This is a genomic window from Enterobacter sp. UPMP2061, assembly GCF_053709615.1.
Genome location: NZ_JBSKJP010000018.1, coordinates 36,957 through 63,551, shown reverse-complemented (window position 1 = coordinate 63,551; position 26,595 = coordinate 36,957). Strand labels below are relative to the sequence as shown.

Annotated in this window: 29 protein-coding genes and 3 tRNA genes; 12 read left to right on the top strand and 20 right to left on the bottom strand. The window is 54.8% G+C overall.

Annotated elements, in window-relative coordinates; translation table 11 throughout:
• Window positions 1–6 precede the first annotated feature (6 nt).
• From ACWKXX_RS21590 to hpaG, 4 genes are read right to left on the bottom strand one after another with little or no spacing between them, the layout of a single operon-like run.
• The gene (locus tag ACWKXX_RS21590) at window positions 7–387 is read right to left on the bottom strand and encodes a 5-carboxymethyl-2-hydroxymuconate Delta-isomerase (RefSeq protein ID WP_023295876.1); all 381 of its coding nucleotides are present in this window, start codon (window positions 385–387) and stop codon (window positions 7–9) included.
• A gap of 9 nt (window positions 388–396) precedes the next feature.
• The gene (gene hpaD / locus ACWKXX_RS21585; protein WP_032661486.1) at window positions 397–1,248 is read right to left on the bottom strand and encodes a 3,4-dihydroxyphenylacetate 2,3-dioxygenase; all 852 of its coding nucleotides are present in this window, start codon (window positions 1,246–1,248) and stop codon (window positions 397–399) included.
• A gap of 2 nt (window positions 1,249–1,250) precedes the next feature.
• Window positions 1,251–2,717, bottom strand: coding sequence for a 5-carboxymethyl-2-hydroxymuconate semialdehyde dehydrogenase (gene hpaE, locus ACWKXX_RS21580; RefSeq protein ID WP_023303046.1), 1,467 nt, complete (start codon window positions 2,715–2,717; stop codon window positions 1,251–1,253).
• Window positions 2,714–3,991, bottom strand: a complete 1,278-nt coding sequence (hpaG, locus tag ACWKXX_RS21575; RefSeq protein ID WP_048220388.1) for a 4-hydroxyphenylacetate degradation bifunctional isomerase/decarboxylase — start codon at window positions 3,989–3,991, stop codon at window positions 2,714–2,716. The genes hpaE and hpaG overlap by 4 nt, the downstream gene beginning before the upstream one ends.
• 268 nt (window positions 3,992–4,259) lie before the next feature.
• On the opposite strand from hpaG, the gene hpaR reads away from it, so the two are divergent.
• On the top strand, window positions 4,260–4,700 hold the full coding sequence (gene hpaR / locus ACWKXX_RS21570; RefSeq protein WP_454540880.1) for a homoprotocatechuate degradation operon regulator HpaR: 441 nt from the start codon (window positions 4,260–4,262) through the stop codon (window positions 4,698–4,700).
• An 83-nt stretch (window positions 4,701–4,783) separates the two neighbouring features.
• The gene (gene tsr / locus ACWKXX_RS21565; RefSeq protein ID WP_017383845.1) at window positions 4,784–6,448 is read left to right on the top strand and encodes a methyl-accepting chemotaxis protein; all 1,665 of its coding nucleotides are present in this window, start codon (window positions 4,784–4,786) and stop codon (window positions 6,446–6,448) included.
• Between the two features lie 321 nt (window positions 6,449–6,769).
• On the opposite strand, the gene ACWKXX_RS21560 is transcribed toward tsr, so the two are convergent.
• The 9 genes from ACWKXX_RS21560 to ACWKXX_RS21520 form a co-directional block, all read right to left on the bottom strand.
• Window positions 6,770–7,279 carry a GNAT family N-acetyltransferase gene (locus ACWKXX_RS21560; RefSeq protein WP_261666452.1) on the bottom strand — a complete coding sequence of 170 codons (510 nt, stop codon included), beginning with the start codon at window positions 7,277–7,279 and terminating at the stop codon, window positions 6,770–6,772.
• Window positions 7,279–9,570: a phosphatidylglycerol--membrane-oligosaccharide glycerophosphotransferase gene (opgB, locus tag ACWKXX_RS21555; RefSeq protein ID WP_017383843.1), complete on the bottom strand. Its 2,292-nt coding sequence runs from the start codon at window positions 9,568–9,570 to the stop codon at window positions 7,279–7,281. The genes ACWKXX_RS21560 and opgB overlap by 1 nt, the downstream gene beginning before the upstream one ends.
• Window positions 9,571–9,841: 271 nt before the next feature.
• Window positions 9,842–10,324, bottom strand: a complete 483-nt coding sequence (locus tag ACWKXX_RS21550; RefSeq protein ID WP_015572603.1) for a DUF2501 domain-containing protein — start codon at window positions 10,322–10,324, stop codon at window positions 9,842–9,844.
• An 84-nt stretch (window positions 10,325–10,408) separates the two neighbouring features.
• On the bottom strand, window positions 10,409–11,146 hold the full coding sequence (gene dnaC / locus ACWKXX_RS21545) for a DNA replication protein DnaC (RefSeq protein WP_003856580.1): 738 nt from the start codon (window positions 11,144–11,146) through the stop codon (window positions 10,409–10,411).
• Entirely contained in the window at window positions 11,143–11,688 is a 546-nt protein-coding gene (gene dnaT, locus ACWKXX_RS21540; protein WP_003856579.1) for a primosomal protein DnaT, read from the bottom strand. The genes dnaC and dnaT overlap by 4 nt, the downstream gene beginning before the upstream one ends.
• Window positions 11,689–11,812: 124 nt before the next feature.
• A complete protein-coding gene (locus ACWKXX_RS21535; RefSeq protein ID WP_003856578.1) occupies window positions 11,813–12,241 on the bottom strand; it encodes an organic hydroperoxide resistance protein in 429 nt (142 codons plus the stop codon).
• 84 nt (window positions 12,242–12,325) lie between these two features.
• The gene (locus ACWKXX_RS21530) at window positions 12,326–12,778 is read right to left on the bottom strand and encodes a MarR family winged helix-turn-helix transcriptional regulator (protein ID WP_023295883.1); all 453 of its coding nucleotides are present in this window, start codon (window positions 12,776–12,778) and stop codon (window positions 12,326–12,328) included.
• Window positions 12,779–12,822: 44 nt separating this feature from the next.
• Window positions 12,823–13,296 carry a threonine/serine exporter gene (locus ACWKXX_RS21525; protein ID WP_015572605.1) on the bottom strand — a complete coding sequence of 158 codons (474 nt, stop codon included), beginning with the start codon at window positions 13,294–13,296 and terminating at the stop codon, window positions 12,823–12,825.
• Window positions 13,287–14,063: a threonine/serine exporter family protein gene (locus ACWKXX_RS21520; RefSeq protein WP_017383842.1), complete on the bottom strand. Its 777-nt coding sequence runs from the start codon at window positions 14,061–14,063 to the stop codon at window positions 13,287–13,289. Before ACWKXX_RS21520 ends, ACWKXX_RS21525 begins: the two co-directional genes overlap by 10 nt.
• 389 nt (window positions 14,064–14,452) lie before the next feature.
• On the opposite strand from ACWKXX_RS21520, the gene ACWKXX_RS21515 reads away from it, so the two are divergent.
• Window positions 14,453–15,190, top strand: a complete 738-nt coding sequence (locus ACWKXX_RS21515) for a helix-turn-helix transcriptional regulator (RefSeq protein ID WP_017383841.1) — start codon at window positions 14,453–14,455, stop codon at window positions 15,188–15,190.
• The gene (bglJ, locus tag ACWKXX_RS21510; RefSeq protein ID WP_015572607.1) at window positions 15,187–15,828 is read left to right on the top strand and encodes a DNA-binding transcriptional activator BglJ; all 642 of its coding nucleotides are present in this window, start codon (window positions 15,187–15,189) and stop codon (window positions 15,826–15,828) included. Before ACWKXX_RS21515 ends, bglJ begins: the two co-directional genes overlap by 4 nt.
• 31 nt (window positions 15,829–15,859) lie before the next feature.
• Here bglJ and ACWKXX_RS21505 read toward each other — a convergent pair whose 3' ends face one another.
• Window positions 15,860–16,318 (bottom strand): YbaK/EbsC family protein, encoded by a 459-nt coding sequence (locus ACWKXX_RS21505; protein ID WP_003856572.1) that lies wholly within the window; start codon window positions 16,316–16,318, stop codon window positions 15,860–15,862.
• 328 nt (window positions 16,319–16,646) lie between these two features.
• Between ACWKXX_RS21505 and ACWKXX_RS21500 the strand changes: the two genes are divergently transcribed.
• The gene (locus tag ACWKXX_RS21500) at window positions 16,647–17,993 is read left to right on the top strand and encodes a PTS cellobiose transporter subunit IIC (RefSeq protein ID WP_003856571.1); all 1,347 of its coding nucleotides are present in this window, start codon (window positions 16,647–16,649) and stop codon (window positions 17,991–17,993) included.
• 77 nt (window positions 17,994–18,070) lie between these two features.
• On the opposite strand, the gene fhuF is transcribed toward ACWKXX_RS21500, so the two are convergent.
• Window positions 18,071–18,859, bottom strand: a complete 789-nt coding sequence (gene fhuF, locus ACWKXX_RS21495) for a siderophore-iron reductase FhuF (RefSeq protein WP_023303051.1) — start codon at window positions 18,857–18,859, stop codon at window positions 18,071–18,073.
• A 95-nt stretch (window positions 18,860–18,954) separates the two neighbouring features.
• Window positions 18,955–20,019, bottom strand: a complete 1,065-nt coding sequence (locus tag ACWKXX_RS21490; RefSeq protein WP_003856569.1) for a GGDEF domain-containing protein — start codon at window positions 20,017–20,019, stop codon at window positions 18,955–18,957.
• A gap of 216 nt (window positions 20,020–20,235) precedes the next feature.
• On the opposite strand from ACWKXX_RS21490, the gene ACWKXX_RS21485 reads away from it, so the two are divergent.
• Window positions 20,236–20,505 (top strand): DUF1435 domain-containing protein, encoded by a 270-nt coding sequence (locus ACWKXX_RS21485; RefSeq protein ID WP_026080652.1) that lies wholly within the window; start codon window positions 20,236–20,238, stop codon window positions 20,503–20,505.
• Between the two features lie 42 nt (window positions 20,506–20,547).
• On the opposite strand, the gene ACWKXX_RS21480 is transcribed toward ACWKXX_RS21485, so the two are convergent.
• The 4 genes from ACWKXX_RS21480 to rsmC all read right to left on the bottom strand — a co-directional run bounded on the left by ACWKXX_RS21480 (window position 20,548) and on the right by rsmC (window position 22,040).
• Window positions 20,548–20,634 (bottom strand) — tRNA-Leu (locus ACWKXX_RS21480).
• A gap of 32 nt (window positions 20,635–20,666) precedes the next feature.
• Window positions 20,667–20,752, bottom strand: a tRNA-Leu gene (locus ACWKXX_RS21475).
• Between the two features lie 28 nt (window positions 20,753–20,780).
• A tRNA-Leu gene (locus tag ACWKXX_RS21470) sits at window positions 20,781–20,867 on the bottom strand.
• A 144-nt stretch (window positions 20,868–21,011) separates the two neighbouring features.
• The gene (rsmC, locus tag ACWKXX_RS21465) at window positions 21,012–22,040 is read right to left on the bottom strand and encodes a 16S rRNA (guanine(1207)-N(2))-methyltransferase RsmC (protein WP_017383838.1); all 1,029 of its coding nucleotides are present in this window, start codon (window positions 22,038–22,040) and stop codon (window positions 21,012–21,014) included.
• Window positions 22,041–22,142: 102 nt separating this feature from the next.
• Here rsmC and ACWKXX_RS21460 point away from each other — a divergent pair, with 102 nt between their 5' ends.
• The 6 genes from ACWKXX_RS21460 (at window position 22,143) to ACWKXX_RS21435 (ending at window position 26,554) form a co-directional block, all read left to right on the top strand.
• The gene (locus ACWKXX_RS21460) at window positions 22,143–22,556 is read left to right on the top strand and encodes a DNA polymerase III subunit psi (protein WP_023295888.1); all 414 of its coding nucleotides are present in this window, start codon (window positions 22,143–22,145) and stop codon (window positions 22,554–22,556) included.
• Window positions 22,525–22,968, top strand: coding sequence for a ribosomal protein S18-alanine N-acetyltransferase (rimI, locus tag ACWKXX_RS21455; protein WP_261666450.1), 444 nt, complete (start codon window positions 22,525–22,527; stop codon window positions 22,966–22,968). The genes ACWKXX_RS21460 and rimI overlap by 32 nt, the downstream gene beginning before the upstream one ends.
• Before the next feature lie 19 nt (window positions 22,969–22,987).
• Window positions 22,988–23,665 carry a pyrimidine 5'-nucleotidase gene (yjjG, locus tag ACWKXX_RS21450; RefSeq protein ID WP_254309577.1) on the top strand — a complete coding sequence of 226 codons (678 nt, stop codon included), beginning with the start codon at window positions 22,988–22,990 and terminating at the stop codon, window positions 23,663–23,665.
• Between the two features lie 92 nt (window positions 23,666–23,757).
• Window positions 23,758–25,347, top strand: a complete 1,590-nt coding sequence (prfC, locus tag ACWKXX_RS21445) for a peptide chain release factor 3 (RefSeq protein ID WP_006810210.1) — start codon at window positions 23,758–23,760, stop codon at window positions 25,345–25,347.
• A gap of 303 nt (window positions 25,348–25,650) precedes the next feature.
• On the top strand, window positions 25,651–26,268 hold the full coding sequence (gene osmY / locus ACWKXX_RS21440; protein WP_015572610.1) for a molecular chaperone OsmY: 618 nt from the start codon (window positions 25,651–25,653) through the stop codon (window positions 26,266–26,268).
• Window positions 26,269–26,392: 124 nt separating this feature from the next.
• Window positions 26,393–26,554: a DUF1328 domain-containing protein gene (locus tag ACWKXX_RS21435; RefSeq protein ID WP_003856556.1), complete on the top strand. Its 162-nt coding sequence runs from the start codon at window positions 26,393–26,395 to the stop codon at window positions 26,552–26,554.
• Window positions 26,555–26,595: the final 41 nt, after the last annotated feature.

The window sequence follows — 26,595 nt, the reverse complement described above, 5'->3', positions numbered from 1 at the left end:
AGATGTCTACTTAAACAACGCGTGCACGTTGTTTTGTTTGTAGTTCAGCGTCGGATCGAGTTCTTCCATGGCGAAAGAGAGCGCCAGATAACGGCCCGCCATTAGCTCTGCGAAGTGCGTTTTGATCAGCGCAAACAGCATTTCACCGACCTCTTTCCGGCTTTCCAGGCTACGCCCCGCGCCAATCTTCAGCGTCATATGCACAAAGGCGTAATCGTGCTTACCGTCTGCCATCTGCCAGGTGTCCAGCCAGTGGGCGCGGCTGCGGATGCCGCCGATGGGGAAGATGCCCGTGGCGGCGAGCGCCTCGTTCACTTTGGCGAACAGCCCTGGCAGGTCGGCCTGCTCGCGGATGTTGTCGGTACATTCAGCAATAAAATGCGGCATGGTGGCTCCTTACGCGGGCAGCGGGAAAACGGCGTTGACCTGGCCGGTGCCGGAGCTGGCGAACAGCTCGGTGAGAAACTCCACCTTACCGTCGTATTTGTCCCAGCCGAGCATCCCCAGCAGCATCACCGTGTCGTGCATATTGCCCTCGCCGTAGCAGTAGTCGGCGTACTCCGGCAGCATGCTGCAAAACTCCTTGAACTGCCCCTCGCGCCACAGCTTCACCACGCGCTCGTCCATCTGGCGGTCAAACTCGCGGGTGTAGCTGTTCATCCCTTCCTCCGCGCGCTGGTCGTCGATAAAGCGGTGCGAGAGCGAGCCGCTGGCAAGCACCGCCACGGTGCCGTCGTATTTTTCGATGGCACTGATGATGGCCTCGCCAAGCCTGCGGCTGTCGGCGAAGTCGTGAACCGTGCAGAACGCCGAGATGGAGACCACTTTGAAGTGCTTATCCGCGTTCATGTAGCGCATCGGCACCAGCGTGCCGTACTCCAGCTTCAGGCTCGGGATGTTGTGCGCCTTGGCGCGAACGCCAAGCTTCACCGCTTCGTCGGCAATCAGCTGGCCGAGTTCCGGGTTGCCGTCGTAGTCGTAGGTCATGTCGCGAATAAAATGCGGCAGCTCGTTGCTGGTGTAGACGCCCGAAAAATGGTCCGCGCAGTTGATGTGATACGCGCTGTTCACCAGCCAGTGGGTGTCGAAGACGATAATGGTGTCCACGCCCAGCTCGCGGCAGCGCTTGCTGATCTCTTTATGCCCGTCGATGGCCGACTGGCGGCAGCCGTGGTTTTTGCCCGGCAGTTCAGAGAGATACATTGACGGAACGTGTGTGATTTTTGCTGCTAAGGCTAATTTTCCCATGATCAGATCCCCCACTTTGGAATCGGATGGTCACCCATGGAGATACAGACGTTCTTCATCTCCGCGAAGACCTCGAAGCTGTACTCGCCGCCCTCACGCCCGGTGCCGGAGGCCTTCACGCCGCCAAACGGCTGGCGCAGGTCGCGCACGTTCTGGGTGTTGACGAACACCATGCCCGCTTCGATGCTGCGCGCCAGACGCAGCACTTTGCTAACGTCCTGGGTCCAGATGTAAGATGCCAGGCCGTACTCCACGTCGTTCGCCAGGCGCAGGCCTTCCGCTTCATCCTTAAACGGCAGCAGGCAGGCCACCGGCCCGAAGATCTCTTCCTGCGCCACGCGCATGCGGTTATCGACATCCGCCAGCACGGTCGGGCGCAGGAAGTTGCCGCCTTTCAGGTGCGCAGGCAGATCGGTCGGTTTGTCCGGGCCGCCCGCCAGCAGGGTTGCCCCCTCTTCAATGCCGAGGCGGATATAGCCGGAGACTTTTTCCCAGTGCTGCTGGCTGATGAGCGCGCCAATCTGGGTGTTCGGATCGGTCGGGTCGCCCACGCGCAGGCGGTTGGCGCGCTCGGCAAAGCGTTTGACGAACTCCGGGTAGATGCTCTGCTGGATGAAGATGCGCGAGCCGGCGGTGCAGCGTTCGCCGTTGATGGAGAAGATGGTAAACAGGGCGGCGTCCAGCGCGCGCTCAATGTCCGCGTCTTCAAAAATCAGCACCGGCGATTTGCCGCCCAGCTCCATGGAATACTTCTTCAGCCCGGCGTTTTTCATGATGTTGCGCCCGGTGGCGGTGCCGCCGGTGAAGGAGACGGCGCGCACGTCATGATGACGCACCAGCGCGTCGCCCGCCGTGGCGCCATAGCCCTGCACCACGTTGAGCACGCCCGCCGGAATGCCCGCTTCGAGGGCCAGCTCGCCCAGACGGTCGGCGGTCAGCGGGGAGAGTTCAGACATCTTCAGCACCGCGGTATTCCCTAAGGCCAGGCACGGCGCGACCTTCCAGGTGGCGGTCATAAACGGCACGTTCCACGGCGACACCAGCGCGCAGACACCCACCGGCTGCACCAGGGTGTAGTTGAGCATCTTGTCGTCGACCGGGTAGGTTTTGCCGTTCATCTGCTGGCACACCTCGGCGAAGAACTCGAAGTTGTGCGAGGCGCGCGGAATGAGCACGTTTTTGGTCTGGTGGATCGGCAGGCCGGTGTCGGCGGTCTCCATCGCGGCAATGTCCGGCACGTTCTGGTCAATCAGATCCCCCAGGCGACGCATCAGGCGCGCGCGCTCCTTCATCGGCAGGTTGGCCCATTTCGGGAACGCCTCTTTGGCGGCGGCAACGGCCTGATGGATTTCGGCTTCGCCGCCGGAGGCCACTTCTGCCAGCACCTCGCCGGAGGCCGGGTTGGTGGTGTGGAAGTACTCACTTCCGGCGACGTTTTTACCGTTGATCCAGTGGTTAATCTTTTTCATTTTGCAGTCTCCTCACTGACAATTCGGTTTACCAGACGGCCTACGCCTTCCACTTCCACCACCACCTCATCGCCCGGCACCACGTCGGACAGCCCCTTCGGCGTGCCGGTGGCAATCATGTCGCCCGGTTGCAGGGTCATGAAATCACTCAGATACGCAATCAAGTAGGGGATGCTGAAGATCAGGTCTGCCGTGGTGCCTTCCTGACGCAGTTCACCGTTGACGTAGGTGCGAAGACGAAGGTTGTGCGGGTCAGGAATGGCTTCTTTTGGCACCACGTTCGGGCTGATGGGGGTCAGCCCGTCGCGGCTTTTCACCCGCAGGTTCGGGCGATAGTAGTTTTCGAGATAATCGCGGATGGCGTAGTCGTTGCACACCGTGTAGCCCGCAACATAGTCCATCGCCTCGGCTTCGCTGACCTTGCGCGCGGTTTTGCCGATGACCACCACCAGCTCGGCTTCGTAATGCATGTATTCAATGTTGTCTGGGCGCACCGAGGTCTGGTTGTCGCCGTTAAAGGTGTTTGGCGCTTTGATAAACACCAGCGGCTCGGTGGGTGGCTTGAAGTCCAGCTCGCTGGCGTGGTCGGCATAGTTCAGACCGAGGGCAAACAGCGTGGCGTGCGGCGGCGTGCGCGAAGCGATGGCAACGTCGCGTTCCTCCACCACCGGGTTTTCCAGCGGCGGAAATCCTTCTGCCAGAATACGTACCCGATCGCCCGGGCGAACTTCGACGCGGCTTTGCGGAGTGCCGAGCAATATCGCATCGCCGGGGTTCAGGGTGGCAAATTCGCTCAGGGCGCTCAGCAGTTCGGCGGCGTTGCGGTGCAGATCGGCCGTGTTCCAGTGGTCCGCTTCGCGGCCGTTGATCTCGGTGATGATGGTCAGATTATCCACATTATCAACGGCGACAGGTTCGCCGAGCGGGCAAAATCCATCCCGGCATTTGGCTTTGATCGCCGGACGGTAGAAGCTCTCTTCCGGCAGGCTGATTTCGTTAGCCAGCGCGTAGCCGGCGATGTACGCCGCCGCCTCTTCAACGCGTACTTTGCTGGCGGTTTTGCCCACCACCAGCGCCACCGTCGCGCCGCTTAACACGGTTTCTCCCTGCGGGAAGGGAATCGGTTCGCCTGCGCGGATAACAGTGTTATGTGGCTTGATAAACCACACCGCCGTTTTTGGCGGCGCGTTATAGGGGGCTTTTTCAAACGCCTCAGCCCAGGCCACACGCTGGCTTTGGTGGTTTAGCGCTACGGCAAAAACAGTACCTTTCATTCCCATACTCCTCAAACCGGCTGTCCGGTTTTGATTTCATTAATATGTTAATGATCTGGTTTTATGCTTTTGCTGTTCGTTTCGCAATCAGAAGTGAATAATTTGTGATGCAAATAACAATAAATTTACATAAAAGGGTGGATTGATATTTAAATCAATAAGTTAAAAAAATAGCTTTGTTTCTGTTAGACTTTTTGGGTTAAAACGTGTTGTCTATAAAAGCATCAGTTTTTAATTGTTTATTTGTTAATGATGTAAGGGGTAGATGATGCATGACTCATTAACCATCGCGCTGTTGCAGGCGCGTGAAGCGGCGATGGGCTACTTCCGCCCGATAGTGAAGCGGCATAATCTGACCGAGCAGCAGTGGCGTATCGTCCGCGTGCTGGCCGAGCATCCCTCCATGGATTTTCACGATCTGGCGTTCCGCACCTGTATTTTGCGCCCAAGCCTGACCGGCATTCTGACGCGGATGGAGCGCGACGGTCTGGTGCTGCGCTTAAAACCGGTGACTGACCAGCGCAAGCTGTACGTGTCGCTGACGAAAGAAGGCAACGCGCTGTACCAGCGTGCTCAGGCTCAGGTGGAAGAGGCGTACCTGCAGATTGAGGCGGAATATACGCCTGAGAAGATGAAGCAGCTCACGGCGCTGCTGGAAGAGTTTATTGAACTTGGAAACCGACATATCGCCGCGAGGGACGAAGCGTAAAAACCCTAAATTCCAGGATGATTTTCGTAAAGTTTTCTCATGCCAGGCCGAATATTCTGTATCTGCCTGAGGAAAGAGAAAACATGTTAAACCGAATCAAGATTGTCACCAGCTTACTGCTGGTTTTAGCGATATTTGGCCTTTTACAACTCACGTCTGGTGGTCTTTTCTTCAATGCCCTGAAGCATGACAAAGAGAATTTCACCATCCTGCAAACCATTCGCCAGCAACAATCCACCCTGAACGGTAGCTGGGTGGCGCTGCTGCAAACCCGTAACACCCTGAACCGCGCGGGTATCCGCTATATGATGGATCAGAACAATATCGGCAGCGGCTCAACCGTCGCCGAGCTGATGCAGATTGCCTCTGCGTCTCTGAAACAGGCGGAAAAAAACTGGGCGGATTACGAAGCGCTGCCGCGCGACCCGCGTCAGAGCGACGCTGCGGCACTGGAAATCAAACGTAATTACGATATTTACCATGGCGCGCTGGCTGAGCTGATCCAGCTGCTGGGGGCGGGCAAAATCAATGAGTTCTTCGACCAGCCGACCCAGAGCTATCAGGATGGCTTTGAGAAGCAGTACGTCAACTACCTGCAACAGAACGACGCGCTGTATCAGACCGCGGTTGAAGACAGCAACAGCTCTTACCGCCAGGCTATCTGGGTGCTGATTAGCGTGCTGGCTGCGGTGCTGGTGGTGATTGTTGCCGTCTGGCTGGGTATTCGTCAGGCGCTGATTTCGCCGCTGAACCGTCTGATTGACAGCATTCGTCATATCGCCAGCGGCGACCTGGTGAAGCGCATCGACGTGGAAGGCTCCAACGAGATGGGTGTACTGGCTGACTCCCTGCGCCATATGCAGGGCGAGCTGGTGCGTACCGTGGGTGACGTGCGTAACGGCGCCAACGCTATTTACAGCGGTGCGAGCGAAATCTCGATGGGCAATAACGATCTCTCATCCCGTACCGAACAGCAGGCTGCCTCTCTGGAAGAGACCGCCGCCAGCATGGAACAGCTGACTGCCACCGTGAAGCAGAACGCCGAGAACGCCCGTCAGGCGAGCAACCTGGCGCTGAGCGCGTCTGAAACCGCGCAGAAAGGCGGCAAGGTGGTGGATAACGTGGTGCAGACCATGCGTGACATCGCCGGCAGTTCGCAGAAAATCGCCGATATCATCAGCGTGATCGACGGGATTGCTTTCCAGACCAATATTCTGGCGCTGAACGCGGCGGTAGAAGCGGCGCGTGCGGGCGAGCAGGGGCGTGGTTTTGCGGTGGTTGCAGGTGAAGTCCGAAACCTGGCGCAGCGCAGCGCCCAGGCGGCTCGCGAGATCAAGAGCCTGATTGAAGACTCCGTGGGGCGCGTGGAAATTGGTTCAACGCTTGTTGAAAGCGCGGGTGAAACCATGGGTGAGATCGTGAATGCGGTAACGCGCGTGACGGATATCATGGGCGAAATCGCGTCTGCGTCTGACGAGCAGAGCCGCGGTATCGACCAGGTTGGGCTGGCGGTGGCTGAGATGGATCGCGTGACCCAGCAGAACGCCTCGCTGGTGGAAGAGTCTGCGGCGGCGGCCGCGGCACTGGAAGAGCAGGCGAGCCGTCTGACGCAGGCCGTTGCGGTGTTCCGTATTCAGCAGGAACAGATGAAGGCGCGCGAGTTCGCCTCCGCGAAAAGCGTTGCCGCACCGGTAGTAGCGCGTAAACCGGCGACCGCAGACGCGGGCGATAACTGGGAAACGTTCTGACGCTGTGCGTTTTGCCGGGTGGCGGCTACGCCTGATCCGGCCTACGGATTGTGCGTTTCGCCGGGTGGCGGCTACGCCTGACCCGGCCTACGGATTGTGCGTTTTGCCGGGTGGCGGCTGCGTCTGACCCGGCCTGCGGGATGTGCGTTTTGCCGGGTGGCGGCTGCGCCTGACCCGGCCTACGGGTTGTGCGTTTCGCCGGGTGGCGGCTACGCCTTACCCGGCCTACAGGGTGTGCGTTTTGGCGGGAGCGGCTTCGCCTTACCCGGACGGCGGAATTGGGTTTTGTAGGCCCGGTAAGCGCAGCGCCACCGGGCGATTTTACAGAGGCAGGCGCATGGCGCAGCGGGAACCATACGCTAAACCGTGCGCCGTCTCTTCCTCGCGTTTCTGGCGCAGTTCCGGCGTCAGCGTCGTCATCATTTCAAACCCTAATCGCCTGTAGAAGGGCGCATTCCACGGGACATCACGAAACGTCGTTAACGTCAGCGAGTTCAGCCCCAGACTGCGGGCATGCGCGGCGGCACGGGCGATTAACTGGCGTCCAAGACCTCGTCCCTGCCAGTCCAGGTGAACCGACAGTTCCACAATAAACAGCGACGATGGATGAGCTTCGGCGAGAATAAAACCCACGGGCCTGTCGTCAGCCAGCGCCAGCCAGTTTAATCCGCGTCCGGCGTAACCGAGGTGATCTTCAACAGAAATAACCTCATTGTCTGCCAGCCAGGCCAGCTCAGGAACGTCGCGAAACCGCTGCCCCGCCGCGCGTTCAATGGCGGGCAGGGCAGCGACGTCGTCGATGCGCGTCGGGCGAAGAGTGAACGCCGTCATCAGCCAGCGCTGCTCACAATTTTAATCTCCACCATGCCGATCCCCAGCTTGCGCGGAGCGTGACCGAGAATATTCCCTTCGTTAGTGGACTGCGGATCGGGTGGCACAATGACCAGCGTATTGCTGCGCGTTGGGTTATCGAAATGCAGCGTGCTGGTGGTGACATCGTTGCTCAGCGTCAGCGTCTGTTCTTTATCACCGACGCGCACCGGTATAGGACGGTTTGCGTTGGGACCAAATGCCCTGGCGGTGATCACCAGATCGAATTTCTCCGGCAGCGGATGGGTATATTCAATTTTCACCTCATCGCCCAACTGCGCGTTAGACCAGCGCCCCCAGGATTCCGGCCGTGAAATACCGCTGAACTGCTTCACCTCTTCCGGCGCGCCGGCAACATTAAAGATGAAGCTGTCTGCTTTATAACGAATGTCGTTGTCGACGATTTTCAGCAGGTCTACGTTGCGCTGATAGCGTGCGGTATCAATAATCGTATCTTTAAACGCGGTTTTTCCCTGCCACTGCGGTTTGTCAACGTGTTGCACGGTCTGCTCGCCGCCGAGTTGCCCCTGAGAGACGCACCAGTCGGTGGACAGCGACAGCTGTTGCGACCAGAGCTGGCCCATTTTGTAGCATTTGTCGACCCAGACGAAATTATCGCGCGGGGCAAATTCCGCCAGCTGGAAGCGCAGTGGCGCGGAGTATTCGCTTTCCGGCAGCGGCTCGACGCGGTTATCCGACACGCGCAGCAGCAGCGGCAGGCGGAAATGGCTGCCGGAGAACGCGATCATTTTTTTATCCTGATCGATGGTGAAGTCTTTTATCTCTTTCGGGAAGTTCCACAGACGAATGATATCCGGCTTCCAGGCGAGGATTTTTTCCTTCATGTTGAGGAAGATTTCCGACAGGGACTGGCCCGACAGCGTACTGCGGCCCAGGCCAATGAAGTTATCGCCACCCAGAATATCCAGCACGGTAGCGCCGTTATCCATCGAGTTACGTTTAGCGGCAATGATCTCCTGCTGCGGTTTATCGCCGCGCAGCACAAAGAACAGGTTGCTGCGATCCAGCTTATTCAGTTCATCCCAGGCGCTGTTTTTCATCGCCAGATGGTCAGATGAGACGACGATGACCGTATTTTTGAAATACGGCGACGCTTTGATTTTCTCGATTAACGCCGCGATATGCTCCTGGCTACAGGTCACGGCGCTGAACGACTTGTTGTTTTTACCGTCAATGTCATAGCCCTGACGTTTACAGGTGCGTGAGACGAAACCATCCGGATGATGCGTGTCAACGGTCAACGCAAACAGCGAGAAGCGTTTACCGGCGCGGGAAAGCTCCTCGAATTTCTTCCAGGTTTCATCCAGAACGGTATCGTCGTAAAAGCCCCAGTCGTTGCGGTAGGCCGGATCGGCCACCGTGGTTTTCAGCTCTTCGGAACCATACAGGTGATCGAAACCGTGGGATTTCAGGAACACATCTTTCCCGGCAAAGCGCAGGTTAGCGCCCTGCATAAAGTAGTTTTCATAGCCCGAGTTTTTTAGGATATCGCCGAGGCAAATGTTCTGCGGGAAGAAGCTCGACATTGAGGCGGAGGCGTTGCCTTCAAACGGGGCGAACAGCGGAATGCCGCACTGAGAGGCCACCATCCCGGCGATGGTGTAATCCGTGCCAGGGAGCTGCATGGTGTGGCTGAAGTCGAGGCCCTGGTTTTTCAGCGCGCCAAGCTCTGGCGTCAGGTTCGGGAAAGCATCGTTATCAAAATAGGTGCGTTCCAGACTTTCGCCGTAGATATAGACCAGGTTGAGTCTGGGATTGTCGATCTTCTTCGAGGGTTCTTTGTAATAGGCCGCAAAGTCCGGATCGCCATCGCGCGACTGGGATTTTACCAGCTCGGTAATTTGATGGAATGCCGGGCTGGCATCCACGGAGGCCAGCGCCAGGCACAGCGCCAGCAGGCTGTAGCCATGATGATGCGGACGGTGACGGCGACGGCGCAGAACCCAGGCCAGCGCGGCGAAGATGCCCACCAGGGCGACCACCAGCCCCAGACCCGGAAGGATGTACTTACCCACACCAGCGCCGGTGAGGCTGTTGGTCAACGTGTAGAGCACCGCGTCGTTAATACCGTCGCCGGTAAAGTAATCGCTGGCATATAACGTAATGTTTAAAACAATAAAAATGCCGAGCACCACCAGGGTGGCCACAAACCACCAGGTGTGACGACCGGCTTTCCAGGCATAAACGCCGATGGAAGCCAGGAAAAGGACAAGGGACATTAACTCTGACAACAGCAGATCCTCATCATGCCGGACGCTTAGCCGACTAATTGCTTATTTTTTGGGTAATACAATGTAATTGCGATGTCGCTTAGCTGCAATTTTAGTGTCACGAAAGTGTGCTGTTGTTAGGATTTGGTTTATAAAATCGGATTTTTGAATACAGTCGCAGCGTGGCACACGGAGGCTGAGGTGGTGGCAGGGGGTAAAAAAACGCACTTCACGCCGCGGTGTAAGACTAACGTAATAAACCCGGCGTGTTGTGGCAGAAAATGGGAGGCGATCAGGAGAGGAAATTAACGCCTTGTTTCAGCACCAGATCGCAGGCTTTCGTTTTTACCTGTTTCGCCAGAGATGAATTTCCAAGGGTGCTGAGGTTCAGCTGCTGGCCATTTTGCGCGTTCAGCAGACCCTGAATACCGTCCATATAGTTGGTGTCCGCTTTCTGCTCCTGGGTGTCCAGACCCAGTTTACCCAGTACCTGGTTTTTGATGTTTTCGGTATCGGTAACGGAAGCCAGTTTCTGCTTCGCGCAGTATTCCAGAATGCCCGCCGCGTTGTTCATCGTTCCGGCGCTCAGGCTTTGGGAGCTGTTACTCAGCAGGCCGGTGAGGGACGAGGCTGACAGCCCGCCCTGGGAAGTGCCGCTCTCTTTGGTTAACTCACTTGCTGCGCTGGAGAGCGACTCCTGCCATGATGCGGCCTGCGCTGCGCCAGTCACCAGCAGGGCGCCAGTAAGGATGCTGATAAGAAACTGTTTTTTCATAATGATTTACTCAACAAGGTCCGTTTTGGGCCAAAAGTGGGTTCAGTATATACCTCTGCTCTTCCAGTGCTCCCTGGAAATATCTTAATACTCTTTGCCGGTGACGCGGCTGCGATAGCTGTCCCAGTCGAAGATGACGTACAGGCTGTTACCCAGCTTCATGCGATCCATCACCCGCTCGCCAAGAAGTCGGGTCATCTCGTCGATATTGTGGTTCGTCAGCATACCGGTTGGGCGTTTTGACGACGAACGGCGATCGACAATCTGATTGATGATCACTTTTTCGTAGCGGGACTCCGTCTGGACGCCGATCTCGTCGATGACCAGCAAATCCACGTTACTCAAATCATTCAGCAGCTGTTCTTCGCTGGTTTCGCGGTTACTGAAGGTGTCCTTCATGGCGGACATAATATCGGCCACGGTGATAATCAGCACTGACTTCCCGCGCAGCAGCAGCTCGTTGCAGATTGCGGCCGCAAGGTGATTTTTCCCCGTGCCGGGTTTTCCGCTAAAGATGAAGCTGGCAATGTTGCCGTCAAATTCATCCACGTACTGGCGCGCCTGGTTGAGGGCGTTCATCTGCCCCTGTGACTCGACCTTATAATTCTCGAAGGAGCAGTTCTGGTGCAGAGGGCGAATGCCCGAGCGGTTAAAGGTGCGCTGCATTTTCATCGCGCGGTTTTCGCGGGCGAGGGCAGCCGCGCGAATTTTACCTTGCTCTTTTTGCCATGCCAGCAGCTCTTCACCGGTGGTGAAGGCGGGCTTCACGTTGGCGGGCATCATCTTCTGCAAACGTTTCATCAGGTCGCCGACGTTTTTCATTTCGCACCTCGGAATCCATCAGGGATTTTTTTGTCCGGTTCTGAAAAGGCATTGATATCACGTTTTGGCTGGCCATTGTTGCTGGCGCGGTTGATTTGCAGACTGCGCGCGAACTTTTGCTGCCACTGAACATGGTGGAAGACTTTTCCTTCAGCCTGCCAGTAAGCGGTAAAGGCCGCCAGCTCTTCTGGCGTCGCGGGCTGCGCGAGGGCTATTCCCCATAAGGCCGCCTGCCGCTGAAAATCGGCGTCCGGCTGCCAACCGGCGTACATGGGAAATTTCCCCATTGGAACGGCCACCGGGGCGCTGGCGGGTTCGTCAAAAAACTGATTATCCAGCATGACATCGCTCGCCGGACGCGACAGCTTCGCTTCAATTTCCAGAAGCTGCGCCAGACGTTCCGGCGTGACCGCATAAAACGCCGGGGCGTTGTCGGCAAATACCGCGAGCGTGCCGCCTTCGGCGTGCGTCAACACACCGCGAGGATCGCGCATAAAGGCATCAATGCCAGCAATGCTGGTGGTCAGGATTCTGGAGGACATAACACTTTCTCAACTGATTACTACGGACGTGATTGAGGGTTATGGTAGCACAGAGAGAGGAGAGGAAAGGAGAGGATTTCCCCGGCGGCGTTACGCTTACCGGGGCTAAAATCACAAGGGCTGTTTACGCGATGATGTTCAGCGTCACGTCGATATTGCCGCGCGTCGCGTTAGAGTACGGACAGACGATATGCGCTGCATCCACCAGTTTTTTAGCTTCCGCTGCGTCCATCCCTTCAACGTGGATGTTCAGCTTCGCTTCGATACCAAAACCGGTTGGCAGCGGGCCAATCCCCACTTCGCCTTCAATAAAGGCGTCTTTTGGCAGAGCGAATTTGTCGCGTGCCGCAACGAACTTCATTGCGCCCAGGAAGCAGGCGGAGTAGCCCGCAGCGAACAGCTGTTCAGGGTTGGTTACTTCACCCCCCATGCCGCCCATCTCTTTTGGCACACCCAGTTTGACATCCAGAACGCCATCGGAAGACGTTGCGCGGCCATCACGGCCTCCGGTTGCTTTGGCTTTGGCAGTGTAGACAACTTTTTCTAAAGACATGGCAGGTTCCTCATCTTACGTTTATATGCACTATTAAATAGCGCACGATGTATTAAGTTAAAATCAGACGCGTAAAGTATAGCCTTACGCGCGATGAAGCTGTTGGCGCAAAAGTTCGAGCTGGTGCTTGAGCGCCAGCATGGTGTCGGTATCACACTGCGCTGCACAGCCCACGGCGTGGGGTATCGTCACGGCCTGCTGTTGCAGCGCCCGACCCGCGTCGCTCAGGGTGACGGCGACCTGACGCTCATCCTGACGGGAACGCTGGCGGAAGATTAATCCTGCGCTTTCCAGGCGTTTCAGCAGGGGAGTCAGCGTGGCGGAATCCAGGAACAGCCGCTCGCCAATGTCTGACACCGTAATATCATCCTGCTCCCACAGCACCAGCATCACCAGGTATTGCGGGTAAGTCAGGTTAAGCGGCGCCAGCAGTTGCCGGTACAGCTTGTTAAGCGCCAGATTTGCCGAATAGAGGGCAAAACAGAGCTGGTTATCCAGCAGAAGCGCGTTGGTAGTGTCGTTCGTTTTTGCGTCCATGAAATGAATATAGATAGCGCACGATACAATTGCAAGCGATTTTATTATACGCGTGGACGTTTGCGGTAAAGCCATAATCCGGGGATCGACAGGCCGATGGAGAGCGCGCCCACAATCGACGAGGCTTTAAGGAAATTGCTCAGAAGCAGGATCATCTGCGGTTCGCTGTAGCCAAAGTGGCTGATTTTGACGGCGGAGATCATCGCCGTATAGGCTGAAATGCCCGGGAACATAGGAATGACTGCCGCCACGGTGAACACTTTCGGGTGCGCCAGATACCAGCGGGACCACTGAATACCGATGCTGCCGACCAGCATGGAGGCGATAAACGTCGACCATTCGATATTAAAGCCCGAGGTCATCATGATCATACGTGAGCCGTGGCCAATGGCACCCAGCAGCGCACACCAGGGTAATGCACGCTGTGGTACGTTAAACACCATCGCAAAGCCAACGGCGGGAAGGGCTGCCAGGAGCATGTCCTGCGCCAGTGCGAGCAGAAAATCCATCACGCCCATCCGCGTAACCCCCAGAGTGTCATGGCCATTACCACCCCGATACAGGTCGCCAGCGTCAGCAGGCTGGCTATCGCCCAGCGCGCCAGACCGGTGTTGATGTGGCCTTTGAACATATCAGCGACGGCGTTGATTAAGGGAAAACCCGGCACCAGCAGCAATACGCTGGCGGCCATCGCAACAGTAGGCGTGCTGGCGAAGTAAGGCTGGCGCAAAAGCAGGCCGGATACGGTTGTCGCCACGAACGCCGTGATGCAGAAGTTAATTTGCGGATGCAGTTGCCTGTGCGTCAACAACTGGCGGACATACATCGCGATGCTGCTGGCAAAGAAGGTCACGACAGCGCCGTCCCAGCCGCCCGCGTTGAGCTTGCAGAAGCAGGCGCAGGAGAGTCCCACCATCAGCACAACCAGCCAGCGTGGATACCGGAGAGGTTTGATCTGGTTGAAGCGTTTCTCTATCTCCCTCAGATCGAGCAGCTTGTGTTCAGCAAGGATCACGATGTGCTGCACTTCCGTCACGACGTGCATGTTAATGCCGCGGTCATGATTTTTACGGGTGGAGGTCAGGCACTGTCCGTCTTTAATGGTGGTCAGCACAATGGCATTTGACGAGATAGAGCTCTCAACGCTGTCCATCCCCAGCGCCAGCCCAAGGCGTGTGGAAAGTTCTTCCACGAGGGCGCTTTCTGCCCCGTGCTGTAAGAGAAAAAGCCCGCACTGAATACATAGCCGCGTGGTAGCACGTTGCGTAGACCGATCTGCCTGCATGAAACGCCCTGAAGAGAAGAGAGATTGCTTACTTTTAACACAAAGGGCAGGGCCCTTTGCGCTGGGCCAGATCAACATTTGTGCAATCAGTCGCGTGAGCAGGGGGAGAAAACCGCACTTTCTATTTATTTAATGAATATAAAAATAGAGATTTATAAAGACAATATATTAAGTATTTCTAATTTCATATTTTCAATCTTTTCACGCAATCTTAATTAAAGTTTTGTGGTCTTTATGCGATATTAAGCCAGTATTGGGCGTTTCTTAACCCATGTGACATTTCTTCTGATTTGCGAGTATTAAGCCGTTTTGTACTGAGGGATGCAAGCGTGTTTAAACTCGTAGGGTTAGTTCGTTCTTAAATAATGAATTTATGACAGGGAGGGTCTATGTTGCCATTGAATGGTAAACACGGAGTGGTGATTAGTAGAGTGCCGGTCATGCAAAATGGGCTAGGTGGCGTCATGACGCGTCATTTTCCTGATTTTGAAATAACGTACTGCCGTTCGATGCAGGAGTTGACGCTACTACAATTGCGTCGCGCTGGGGTCGTTATTGCCGATATTTCAGGTGAGTATCGTAATCCTCGCGGCACGCTTGAGCAGTATTATGGATTAATGAATCAGTATCGGGACATTCACTGGATATTCCTTGTCTCGCGTCCCCTTTATCCACTTGCAGTAGAGCTTCTTATGCGTCCGGAAAGCACGCTGCTTTCGGATATGGAACCGATCGAAGGCGTTATTAACGCTATTCGCGCGGGCAGTGAACGTGCCGAGCGAATAAGCCAGACGTTATTAATACCGGAAACGTCCGATATTGAAGAAGAGAGTGAGCAAATGATTGCGCTCACCCACTCTGAACGCAAGGTGTTGCGTTTATTAGGTAAAGGTTGGGGAATCAACCAAATAGCCACGCTGCTGAATAAAAGTAATAAAACGATCAGTGCACAGAAAAACAGTGCAATGCGCCGCTTATCACTTCGCAGTAATGCCGATATGTACGCGTGGATAAGCAGTACCCAGGGAATGCGAGAACTCAGTTTAATGTCGGCTTATGGAGAGTTTGAGGAATGGAAAAGACCACTGCAACAAGACATATCGCCGTCATCGAAAGCTGCTCAATGAGCGCTGTAGGGCTGAAGCATCTCTTTGCGATGCCCGCCCTGAGCCATTACCAGGTGCACCTGTTTAGCAGATTCGCCAGCTTTAAAGCGGCGCTCGTGGATATCTCATTCTATGCGGTTATCTATTCACTGTCTGATGAGCGTGAAGAGCGGAGAAACTGTCTGGCCTGTTTACGGGATCTCACCTTCACCCACAGCGACGTCCAGCGTATCGTGCTGGCCTCTGACGAAATGGAGGCGAGGCTGGTCAGCCATCTTTCGCCTTCTCGCTTGCATGGGATAATCAGTAAATCGGTTCCGCTAAAGCAGCTAATGGAGGGGCTGGAGACATTACTCAGCGAAACGCATCAGGTGAATGACAACATGTACAATCACTGGTGTGTGAGCCAGAATCGTATGTTAAGCCCAACCGAAAGGGCAATACTGCGTTATATGTCATCGGGATTTTCAATCCCTGAAATTGCGGCGCAGCTTGAACGCAATATTAAAACCATCCGGGCGCATAAGTTTAACGCAATGGTAAAGCTGGGCGTCAATTCTGACGTGGGATTACTGGATGCGGCGGATATCCTGGCGCATCTCCCTGCCCGGGAAGTGCGTCGTTCAGCTCTCACCGTTCCTTCATTCTCTCAGCGTTAAGTGGTGCGCCAGAGTTCTTCTGGCGCAACGTTTAAATGCAGACATCGACCCATTTTGCTGCGGTCAGCTCCGCCATTCTGTCGGGCGATATACGCACCGCACTGTGGATGGCACCCGCTGCGGGTAACACTTCCGCGTACTGTTTTAATGTGATGTCACAGTAAACAGAGAGCGGATTTTCCAGTCCGAAAGGGCAGACGCCGCCGACAGGATGACCCGTCAGGGTGACTACCTCATCGCTGCTGAGCATGCGGGCTTTTGCGCCGAATGTCTCTTTAAGCTTTTTGTTATCCAGACGCGCATCGCCTTTTGCAACCACCAGAATCACGTCATTTTTAATTTTCAGTGACAGCGTTTTGGCAATTTGGCCGGGTTCAACGTTGTGCGCGGCAGCAGCAAGGGCAACAGTCGCTGTGCTTTGGTTAAGCTCAATGATCTCTATATCCGGAGCGTGTTCGGCAAAAAACTGTTGTACAGACTGCAAACTCATTGATTCCTCCTGACAAATATCCTGCGTAATCTGTCATAAGAATTTAGTCGCTGTAAATATCCCTTAAGTAACAAATATCCGTCAGGGGCGATTTCTGGATCGCCTTCACATTCACAGAAACCGGTTACAGTAACCGGTTGCAGAGCGTGATGCAGAGATTAATACTAAGTGTGTAACTTCCCCTGTATCTAATAATAAGAGCTAATTATGAAACCATTCCGTTTGAGCAGTACCGCAGGTACACGATCCGGCAAGGTTGTGACGCTGATGTATGGAACAACGTGTGACGTGAGAGCGTCCAAAACGAACGTCTGACAGGAGATCTGCTATGTCTGCCAACCACGCTGCATTTAATCTGATTTTCCGCTTCGTTGAAAATTATGTCAGCCCTATTGCCGGGCGCATCTCTTCCCAGCGTCACGTTATGGCTATTCGTGACGGGTTTATCTCAGCGATGCCGTTTATGATTGTAGGCTCGTTTTTATTAGTGTTCGCTTACCCGCCTTTTTCGCCTGATACCACCTGGGGTTTTGCTCGCGCCTGGCTGGATATGGCGAAGCAGTTTGAAGGTCAAATTCTGACGCCGTTTGATATGACAATGGGGGTGATGTCCCTTTATATCTGTGCGGCTATTGCCTACAACCTGGGCAAACATTACGTTAAAACGCATCAGCTGGATCCGTTCATGTGCGCGATGCTGTCGCTGATGGCGTTCCTGCTGGTCGCCGCCCCTAAAACCAAAGGCGCTTTGCCGGTCGATAGCCTGGGAGGGACCGGTATTTTCACCGCGATTCTGGTGGCGATCTATTGCGTTGAGATGATGCGTTTCCTGAAAGCACACAATATCGGGATCCGCCTGCCAGACCAGGTACCGCCGATGATCAAAAACTCGTTTGACCTGCTGATCCCGGTGCTGGTGGTGGTGCTCACGCTCTACCCGCTGAGCCTGCTGATCCAGTCGCAGTTCGGTATGCTGATCCCACAGGCCATCATGTCGATATTCAAACCGCTGGTCTCTGCGGCTGACTCGCTGCCTGCGATCCTGCTGGCGGTGCTGATTGGCCACCTGCTGTGGTTTGCCGGGATCCACGGCGCGGCGATTGTCTCCGGGATGCTGCAAATGTTCTGGCTGACAAACCTGGGGGCGAACCAGACCGCGCTGGCGGCGAGCCAGCCTTTGCCACACATCTTTATGGAAGCCTTCTGGACGTTCTTTATCGTTATCGGCGGATCGGGGGCGACGATGGGGCTGGTGTTCTGCTATCTGCGTAGCCGCTCCGCGCACCTGCGCTCCATTGGACGCCTGAGCGTGGTACCAAGCATTTTCAATATCAATGAACCGGTGATTTTCGGTACGCCGATTGTGATGAACCCGGTGTTCTTTATTCCTTTCCTGCTGGCGCCGATGGTTAATGCCGTGCTGGCATGGGCAGCGATGAAGTTTGATCTGATTGGCCGCGTGATTTCCGTTGTGCCGTGGACGGCACCGGCTCCGGTTGGTGCCGCCTGGGCGCTGGGCTGGGATTTCCGTGCAGCCATTCTGGTGCTGGTTTTGGCCTGCGTTTCCGCCATTATCTATTTCCCGTTCTTCAAGGTGTACGAGAAACAGTTGCTTCAGCAGGAAGCGGAAGAAGCACAGCGTAATGGAGAAGAGGAAAATCAGCAGGTCGCTTAGGTAAAAGCAAAACGGCAACGCAGGTTGCCGTTTTTAATGTTTGTTCCCTCTCTCTGCGGGTTTCAGGCCGGGCCAGACTACTTAAGCGTGCAATCGCCACACTGCTGGACGTCCGGCAAACGGTAGCGCTGACAGCAGGTACGACGTACCAGAAGTCCCTCACGCGGAACCACGGTGCGGTAAAGAGGGTTATCCCGTCCATCCGACAGCTGTCTGGCAAAGAAACAGCTCTGACGCAGTGCATCCACTTTCTCGTCGCCGAGCAGCGGCTTCATCTCCGTTAAATACCAGTGGATAAGATACCCGGTATTACTCCAGATCAGTTTGCCGTTAATCTCTCCCGTCGCTTCCAGCGCATCAATGACCGGAACCAGCGCTCTTGTAATCAGCCGTTCCATACGCGCCTGCGCTGACAGGTGTCTCGCGCTCGGATCTTCGTGTACATCAATCCAGAAACAGGCAGCGCGCCCGGTTTCATGAAACTCAACATGGAAATGTTCCGACGAGAGATCGAGCATCGTTTCCTGGGTCAACAGGGCCAGCATGACAGGCGGCACCATCAGCCCGATATACCACTGTGCCCAGAGGGATAACAGCGGTTTGTTTTCCCGCGTCAGGGTAGGTTGGTTACGATAAATATGGTCGGAATAGGTTGCCAGCAGTGACTGCAGCTCCGCAGGGCGTTGCCACTCAGTCAGCGTCAGAGCATGATGCGGCGGTGCTTCATCCAGTTTGATGAAATCCAGCAGATGGGCGCGCGTTACGGCAATTTTTTCCCGAATGGCATCCGCAAGCGTCGTTTCCCCGGCGGAGAGTGGAGCTCGCCAGAGCAGGGGCTCAACGATGTGTGCGGTACGAGTCGCCATAGTGTGGATTACAAATCTAAATGATAATGATTGCCAATCCTAACTATAGATAAAACCGAGCGCAAGCGTTTTATCCTGGCGCTGTGAAGGCGGTTTCAGGCGGTATGAAGCTCTTCGCTCAGCAGAATGCTGTTACGTCCCATATGCTTGGCTTCATAGAGGGCTTTATCGGCTTTCGCCAGCGCGCCCTCAACGTCTTCACCTTCGAACATGGCGATGCCGATGCTGATGGTCACGTTAGTGGCGACGCTTTCGTTAAACATATGGGGGATTTTAAGATCGTAAACCTTCTGACGTATGCGTTCAGCCGTCTGTCGCGCTTGCTCCAGCGGGATGTTACTCAACAGCACCATAAATTCTTCCCCGCCAAACCGGGCGACAACATCGCGTGAGCGCACGGCGTCGCGTATCGCAGCCGAGACCCTGATCAAGGCCTGATCGCCCATCATATGGCCATAATGGTCGTTGTAGGCTTTGAAGTGGTCGATATCCATTAGCAGCACGAAGTGCTCGCCAGCGTCAGGCCTGGGAAGATTCTCCAGCCGGCTTTGCAGCCCGCGACGGTTATATAGGCCGGTGAGCGGGTCCATCATGCTGAGATCGGTCAGGGTTTCGCGCTCCTCCAGCAGTTCGGAAAGCAGCTCCTGGGCGAAACGGTCATTGCGCCGCTGAAGAACATGATGGATACCAATGGCGACCACCGGCAGCGCGAAAAAATAGGCCATTCTCAGCCAGTTTTCGGACGGACTAAGCCACAGGCAGGATATAAAAGCGGGAAATGAATGTAACGTAAAGGCTTTAATATTACTTGCGAACGCCAGAGACCCTATAAAAAGCACTGTTAATAGCGCCATCATTAAATAGGTCGCGTGATCGTGCGTGATTAACAGAAATTTAGAGACGATCTGCCAGGCCCATAAAAGACCAAAAATAGCTGAAACAACAGGGATATTTATTTTTCGCGTGCTGTTTTTCCAGTGCCAGATAAGTAAGCCTGTGCTGATAGTCAGTACGGCAAAGAGCGGGACTGATAACACACGCACGGAATAGAGAGGGTTTGTTACCGAGAACAATGCTGATGCGGCGTTCAGAAATAAAAACAAACGTAAAGATAGCTGATATTTCTTGTTGACTAAAGACAGCCAGGATTGTGATGTCATATGCGTGCGTTTTTATTAAAACTCAATTAAAACAATGAGCAAGGTGTTGTTGTGTAATATTGGGCGCTACAAAATTGAATTTTTATTATCAGAAAAACTTTATCGGAAGTTAACAGGTGGGCAATTTATCACCTTACACATTCTCTGTCATTATGGGAAAGCAATTGCTGGCGCAATTTCTTACGTCGCATGCTGACAAGTGATAATTACTATCATATGATACTGGTTATCATTATCAGTGCGAGAGGTGAAACCATGTTGAGCAAAGCGCTGGGAAGTGGGTGGGGAATATTACTGCCTGGTTCCATTATCGGTGGGCTAATGTTTGCCGATCTCCCCATTGATGTCTGGAAAGCAATGATTGTTTCAGGCTTGCTGGTGACATCCGCAATGATCTGGCACAAACAGTTACGGCATTACGTGCTGCTGCCATCATGCGTTGCTCTAATCAGTGGACTGCTGGTGATTCTGATGAGTTTGAAATAAAAGGGAAAAACAGGAGGCACTGCTGAGGGGATGTAAGATAATTGGTGCGAGGGGGGGGACTTGAACCCCCACGTCCGTAAGGACACTAACACCTGAAGCTAGCGCGTCTACCAATTCCGCCACCTTCGCACAGTCATCTTACTGGTTTGATATCGCCTCGTTGGTGCGAGGGGGGGGACTCGAACCCCCACATCCTAAGGACACTAACACCTGAAGCTAGCGCGTCTACCAATTCCGCCACCTTCGCCCAGTGCGAGCAATATCAACGTGATTTATGGTGCGAGGGGGGGGACTTGAACCCCCACGTCCGTAAGGACACTAACACCTGAAGCTAGCGCGTCTACCAATTCCGCCACCTTCGCATACCATCGACACTGTAAAAGTATCGTAACCACGGAGGCGCATTCTAGATGTTTTCAGCTTTACGTCAACAGAAAATTGCGCACGTTGTTTTGATTGCTGCAAAAATGGGCGATGGCAGCGTCAGCCATCGCCGGACCGGGGGTTTACTTTTTCGCCTGGCGCGTCATCACGGTGCGATAGACCTTAAAGCGGCCCGTCTGGGCGATCACTTCGTGGAAGCCAAAGGTTTCATCCAGCACTTTCGGGTACGCGAGGAAGGCGTTCGCTACGATACGCAGCTCACCGCCGCTGTTGAGGTGACGGGTTGCGCCACGGATCAGCGTTTGCGCCGCTTCAAGGCTGGTCTCCATTCCGTCGTGGAACGGCGGGTTAGAGATGATCATGTCAAAGCGACCGGTCACGTCGGAGAAGACGTTGCTGGCAAACACGTCACCTTCTATGCCATTCGCAGCAAGCGTGGCGCGGCTGGCTTCTACTGCCGGGGCGCTCACGTCACACAGGGTTAAACGCACTTTTGGTGAGTGGCTGGCGAGAACCGTTGACAGCACGCCCGCGCCACAGCCGACGTCCAGCACCTTGCCCTTGGTGTGAGGCGTCAGGGTGGACAGCAGCAGCTTGCTGCCCGTATCGAGCGCATCACGGCTGAACACGCCCGGCAGGGTTTTAATGGTCAGGCCGTCAAGCTGGTACTCGTCCCAGAAGGCGTCGGCATCGAAGGTGGTCTGTTTTTCCAGACGACCATGGTACAGTCCGCAGCGACGGGCGCTGTCGATTTTCGTCAGCGGCGCCCAGGCTTCGAGCATCTGCTCTGCGCTACGCACCCCGCTGCGGTTCTCACCGACAACAAAAATATCGCAGCCGACCGGCAGCAGAGAAAGCAGGTTCATCAGCTGGAACTGGGCTTCCGGCTTGTTTTTCGGCCAGTAGTAAATGAGCGTATCGCAGTCAGCAATATCGCTCTGCTGAGCCGCCAGGCTAAAGCGCGCGCGCTCGCCCATCTGGCGGCTCAGCACCTGCCAGTGGTGATAGTACTGGGTGTGGGCACGGCTTTCAGCACAGTCGAAACGCGCGGGCAGGTCATCCTGCATATCTCCGGCAAACAGAATACGGCTTTCTTCGAAATCATCACTGTGACGCAGCAAGACTTCACTTGCCGGGGTAAATGCAGACATGAATTGTTCCTCAATAAACTCAGGCGGGGATTATAGTAGGTAGATGGCGCAGTTTCGACACATTTGCTATATTTGCGCGCCTGAGAGACAGGAGTTTTCGCTATGACATCCCGACGAGACTGGCAGTTGCAGCAGCTGGGCATTACCCAGTGGGCTTTGCGTCGCCCGACGGCGTTGCGGGGCGAAATAGCCATCTCCATACCTGCGCATGTCCGCCTGGTGATGGTGGCAGAAGCGCCGCCTGCCCTGAACGAGCCCCTGATTGAGGATGTCCTTCGCACCCTGAAGGTGACCCGCGATCAGGTATTACAGCTGGCGCCCGAAAGCGTCGCGATGCTTCCCCCTGACAGCCGCTGTAACAGCTGGCGAATCGGGGCGGTGGACGAGCTACCTCTTGAAGGAAGCCAGATCAGTTCGCCAGCGCTGGACGAACTGAAAGCCAACCCAAAAGCGCGTAGCGCGCTATGGCAACAAATTTGCGAATATGAACACGATTTCTTCCCTCACGACGGCTGACCTGACCACCGCGTTCGCGATTGAAACCCGCTCCCATGCCTTTCCGTGGAGCGAAAAGACGTTTGCCAGCAATCAGGGCGAACGCTATTTAAATCTCCGCCTGGACGTTGACGGTGCGATGGCTGCGTTCGCCATCACGCAGGTCGTTCTGGACGAGGCGACGCTGTTTAATATTGCGGTCGATCCCGCTTATCAGCGCCGCGGGCTGGGCAGGGAACTGCTTGAGCACCTCATTCGTGAGCTGGAAACCCGTGACGTTTTCACCCTGTGGCTGGAGGTGCGCGCGTCCAATGTCGCTGCCATCGCGCTCTATGAAAGCTTAGGCTTCAACGAGGCGACTATCCGCCGTAACTACTACCCCACCGCAGAGGGACGTGAAGACGCCATTATCATGGCTCTGCCGATTGGATAACGAAAATAAGGTTGTAACGATGAAATGGGACTGGATTTTCTTTGATGCCGACGAAACGCTGTTTACGTTTGACTCGTTCGGCGGCCTACAGCGAATGTTTCTCGACTATAGCGTGACGTTCACCGCGGAAGATTTTCAGGACTATCAGGCGGTGAACAAACCGCTGTGGGTGGATTACCAGAACGGAGCCATCACCGCGTTACAGCTTCAGCATCAGCGTTTTGACGTGTGGGCTGAACGGTTAAACGTCAGTCCTGGGGCGCTGAACGAGGCCTTCCTGAATGCGATGGCGGATATCTGCGCGCCGCTACCCGGCGCCGTTTCTCTGCTGGATTCGCTGAAAGGGAAGGTGAAGCTTGGGATCATTACCAACGGCTTTACCGCGCTTCAGCAGATCCGCCTTGAACGCACCGGCCTGCGCGATCATTTCGACGCGCTGGTGATCTCCGAAGAGGTGGGCGTACCGAAGCCGGATCCGCGTATTTTCGATTATGCGCTGGCGCAAGCCGGCAATCCTGACCGCGATCGCGTGCTGATGGTGGGGGATACGGCAGAATCTGATATTCTGGGAGGTATGAGATCGAGCCTGTCGACCGTCTGGCTGAATGCGCATGGCCGCACGCTGCCGGAAGGCATCGAGCCGACCTGGACCGTAACGTCATTGAACGAACTGGAGCAGCTCCTGTGTAAACAATGATTGCCTGCCCCCTGTTGATGGGTAAAATAGCCGCATTTTTCGTATTCCATGATGCGCGGCCTGCTGCCGCGCTTACCTAAGAAGAATTGATTATGACGTTGTCTCCTTATCTGCAAGAGGTGGCCAAACGCCGCACTTTTGCCATTATCTCGCACCCGGATGCCGGTAAAACGACCATCACCGAGAAGGTGTTGCTGTTCGGACAGGCGATCCAGACCGCGGGTACCGTTAAAGGCCGTGGCTCCAGCCAGCATGCTAAATCCGATTGGATGGAGATGGAAAAGCAGCGTGGTATTTCGATTACCACCTCCGTGATGCAGTTCCCGTATCACGACTGCCTGGTGAACCTGCTGGACACCCCGGGGCACGAAGACTTCTCCGAAGATACCTACCGTACGCTGACGGCGGTGGACTGCTGCCTGATGGTGATCGACGCCGCGAAAGGTGTTGAAGATCGTACCCGCAAGCTGATGGAAGTCACCCGTCTGCGCGATACGCCGATCCTCACCTTTATGAACAAACTCGACCGTGACATCCGTGACCCGATGGAGCTGATGGATGAAGTGGAAAACGAGCTGAAGATTGCCTGCGCGCCCATCACCTGGCCGATTGGCTGCGGCAAGCTGTTCAAAGGGGTTTACCACCTCTATAAAGACGAAACCTACCTGTACCAGACCGGCAAGGGCCACACCATTCAGGAAGTCCGCATTGTGAAAGGTCTGGACAACCCGGAGCTGGACGCCGCTGTCGGTGAAGAGCTGGCCGCCCAGCTGCGCGATGAGCTGGAGCTGGTTAAAGGCGCGTCGCACGAGTTCGACAGAGAGCTGTTCCTGAGCGGTGAAATTACCCCGGTCTTCTTCGGTACCGCACTCGGCAACTTCGGCGTTGACCATATGCTCGACGGTCTGGTGGAGTGGGCCCCGCAGCCGATGCCGCGCAAAACCGACACCCGCGAAGTAGAAGCGAAGGAAGAGAAGTTTTCCGGCTTCGTCTTTAAAATTCAGGCCAACATGGATCCGAAACACCGCGACCGCGTCGCCTTTATGCGCGTGGTCTCCGGTAAGTACGAGAAGGGCATGAAGCTGCGTCAGGTCCGTATCGGTAAAGACGTGGTGATCTCCGACGCGCTGACCTTCATGGCGGGCGACCGTTCGCATGTAGAAGAAGCCTATCCGGGTGACATCATTGGTTTACACAACCACGGCACCATTCAGATTGGCGATACCTTCACGCAGGGCGAGATGATGAAGTTCACCGGTATCCCGAACTTCGCGCCGGAACTGTTCCGCCGCATTCGCCTGCGCGATCCGCTGAAGCAGAAGCAGCTGCTGAAAGGCCTGGTCCAGCTTTCCGAAGAGGGCGCGGTACAGGTGTTCCGCCCCATCGCCAACAACGATCTGATCGTAGGCGCGGTGGGTGTGCTCCAGTTCGACGTGGTGGTTGCCCGTCTTAAGAGCGAGTACAACGTGGAAGCGATTTACGAATCGGTGAACGTGGCGACCGCCCGCTGGGTTGAATGTTCAGACGTGAAGAAATTCGAAGAATTTAAACGTAAGAACGAAGTTCAGCTGGCGCTGGACGGTGGCGATAACCTGACCTATATCGCCCCAACCATGGTAAACCTGAACCTGACGCAGGAACGTTATCCTGATGTTCAGTTCCGCAAAACGCGCGAGCATTAATTTCCTTTCAGAGCACGGCAGCCGCCGTGCTCTTCTTTAATTCCTGTGTTATTAAACCCTTGCGGAATGTTCTTAATTCACCGCAATTTTTCGCTATTCGTTCGTTTTTTCCCCAATTCTGAATGCACCCCTCTGATTGTGATCTATATTTAACTCAGTGTTTAGCACCGGGCGTGGATGAATTAACTGTTCAATGCATGTCCATTGGTTCTCCATTTTGCCCCGGTGTTAATTCGCAATATATAAAACCAAGATTAGGGAAGTATGTCGCCCAAATAATGGGCAAAACACAGGAATAAATCGATGAATATGACAAGACTGAAGATTTCTAAAACTCTGCTGGCTGTAACATTGGGTAGTGTCCTGGTAAGCGGTTCTGCTCTGGCGGAAACCAGCACCATGGATAAAGCGCAAAATTCCGCCAATACCGCAGGGGAAAAAATCGATAGCTCTATGAATAAAGTCGGTAATTTCATGGATGACAGCTCAATCACAGCAAAAGTGAAAGCCGCACTGGTGGATCACGAATCCATCAAGAGCACCGATATTTCTGTTAAAACCGACAATAAGGTTGTCACCCTGAGCGGTTTCGTTGAAAGCCAGACCCAGGCTGAAGAAGCCGTTAAAGTGGCAAAAGGCGTTGAGGGCGTAAGCTCCGTCAGCGACAAATTGCACGTACGTGACAGCAAAGAATCGTCGGTGAAGGGCTATGCCGGAGATGCAGCAACTACCAGCGAAATCAAAGCTAAACTGTTAGCTGACGACATCGTGCCATCCCGTATGGTGAAAGTTGAAACCACCGATGGTGTGGTCCAGCTGTCCGGTACGGTTGAGAATCAGGCACAAAGCGATCGTGCCGAGTCAATTGCGAAAGCTATTGATGGTGTGAAAAGCGTCAAAAACGATCTGAAAACGAAGTAAAGCAGTACCATTCGCCCGCAGGCTGAAAACTGCGGGCGAAATAAAAACGATTCTGGAAAAGCCGGTGAGTGACCTGAGCGCTCACGTTTAGCGGCCGACATTAACTATGGTAAAGGAGAGGCTTATGTTTCGTTGGGGCATTATATTTCTGGTTATCGCGTTAATTGCCGCCGCATTGGGCTTTGGTGGACTGGCGGGTACCGCGGCATGGGCAGCGAAAATTGTCTTCGTCGTCGGTATTATTCTGTTCCTGGTCAGCCTGTTTACGGGTCGACGTCGCCCGTAGCAAACGCAATATTTATTAAACAAACTCAAGCCAGTCCTCGT

Excerpts from the sequence above, each read along its gene's own strand:
- rsmC (WP_017383838.1), bottom strand. The coding sequence starts at position 22,040 with ATGTCTGCATTTACCCCGGCAAGTGAAGTCTTGCTGCGTCACAGTGAT.
- ACWKXX_RS21550 (WP_015572603.1), bottom strand. The coding sequence starts at position 10,324 with ATGAAAAAACAGTTTCTTATCAGCATCCTTACTGGCGCCCTGCTGGTG.
- dnaT (WP_003856579.1), bottom strand. The coding sequence starts at position 11,688 with ATGTCCTCCAGAATCCTGACCACCAGCATTGCTGGCATTGATGCCTTT.
- fhuF (WP_023303051.1), bottom strand. The coding sequence starts at position 18,859 with ATGGCGACTCGTACCGCACACATCGTTGAGCCCCTGCTCTGGCGAGCT.
- bglJ (WP_015572607.1), top strand. The coding sequence starts at position 15,187 with ATGAGCGCTGTAGGGCTGAAGCATCTCTTTGCGATGCCCGCCCTGAGC.
- ACWKXX_RS21525 (WP_015572605.1), bottom strand. The coding sequence starts at position 13,296 with ATGGGCGTGATGGATTTTCTGCTCGCACTGGCGCAGGACATGCTCCTG.
- ACWKXX_RS21505 (WP_003856572.1), bottom strand. The coding sequence starts at position 16,318 with ATGAGTTTGCAGTCTGTACAACAGTTTTTTGCCGAACACGCTCCGGAT.
- ACWKXX_RS21500 (WP_003856571.1), top strand. The coding sequence starts at position 16,647 with ATGTCTGCCAACCACGCTGCATTTAATCTGATTTTCCGCTTCGTTGAA.
- ACWKXX_RS21535 (WP_003856578.1), bottom strand. The coding sequence starts at position 12,241 with ATGTCTTTAGAAAAAGTTGTCTACACTGCCAAAGCCAAAGCAACCGGA.
- ACWKXX_RS21530 (WP_023295883.1), bottom strand. The coding sequence starts at position 12,778 with ATGGACGCAAAAACGAACGACACTACCAACGCGCTTCTGCTGGATAAC.
- rimI (WP_261666450.1), top strand. The coding sequence starts at position 22,525 with ATGAACACGATTTCTTCCCTCACGACGGCTGACCTGACCACCGCGTTC.
- ACWKXX_RS21520 (WP_017383842.1), bottom strand. The coding sequence starts at position 14,063 with ATGCAGGCAGATCGGTCTACGCAACGTGCTACCACGCGGCTATGTATT.
- hpaD (WP_032661486.1), bottom strand. The coding sequence starts at position 1,248 with ATGGGAAAATTAGCCTTAGCAGCAAAAATCACACACGTTCCGTCAATG.
- dnaC (WP_003856580.1), bottom strand. The coding sequence starts at position 11,146 with ATGAAAAACGTCGGCGACCTGATGAAACGTTTGCAGAAGATGATGCCC.
- hpaG (WP_048220388.1), bottom strand. The coding sequence starts at position 3,991 with ATGAAAGGTACTGTTTTTGCCGTAGCGCTAAACCACCAAAGCCAGCGT.
- ACWKXX_RS21515 (WP_017383841.1), top strand. The coding sequence starts at position 14,453 with ATGTTGCCATTGAATGGTAAACACGGAGTGGTGATTAGTAGAGTGCCG.
- hpaE (WP_023303046.1), bottom strand. The coding sequence starts at position 2,717 with ATGAAAAAGATTAACCACTGGATCAACGGTAAAAACGTCGCCGGAAGT.
- ACWKXX_RS21560 (WP_261666452.1), bottom strand. The coding sequence starts at position 7,279 with ATGACGGCGTTCACTCTTCGCCCGACGCGCATCGACGACGTCGCTGCC.
- hpaR (WP_454540880.1), top strand. The coding sequence starts at position 4,260 with ATGCATGACTCATTAACCATCGCGCTGTTGCAGGCGCGTGAAGCGGCG.
- yjjG (WP_254309577.1), top strand. The coding sequence starts at position 22,988 with ATGAAATGGGACTGGATTTTCTTTGATGCCGACGAAACGCTGTTTACG.
- ACWKXX_RS21490 (WP_003856569.1), bottom strand. The coding sequence starts at position 20,019 with ATGACATCACAATCCTGGCTGTCTTTAGTCAACAAGAAATATCAGCTA.
- ACWKXX_RS21590 (WP_023295876.1), bottom strand. The coding sequence starts at position 387 with ATGCCGCATTTTATTGCTGAATGTACCGACAACATCCGCGAGCAGGCC.
- ACWKXX_RS21460 (WP_023295888.1), top strand. The coding sequence starts at position 22,143 with ATGACATCCCGACGAGACTGGCAGTTGCAGCAGCTGGGCATTACCCAG.
- tsr (WP_017383845.1), top strand. The coding sequence starts at position 4,784 with ATGTTAAACCGAATCAAGATTGTCACCAGCTTACTGCTGGTTTTAGCG.
- prfC (WP_006810210.1), top strand. The coding sequence starts at position 23,758 with ATGACGTTGTCTCCTTATCTGCAAGAGGTGGCCAAACGCCGCACTTTT.
- ACWKXX_RS21435 (WP_003856556.1), top strand. The coding sequence starts at position 26,393 with ATGTTTCGTTGGGGCATTATATTTCTGGTTATCGCGTTAATTGCCGCC.
- ACWKXX_RS21485 (WP_026080652.1), top strand. The coding sequence starts at position 20,236 with ATGATACTGGTTATCATTATCAGTGCGAGAGGTGAAACCATGTTGAGC.
- osmY (WP_015572610.1), top strand. The coding sequence starts at position 25,651 with ATGAATATGACAAGACTGAAGATTTCTAAAACTCTGCTGGCTGTAACA.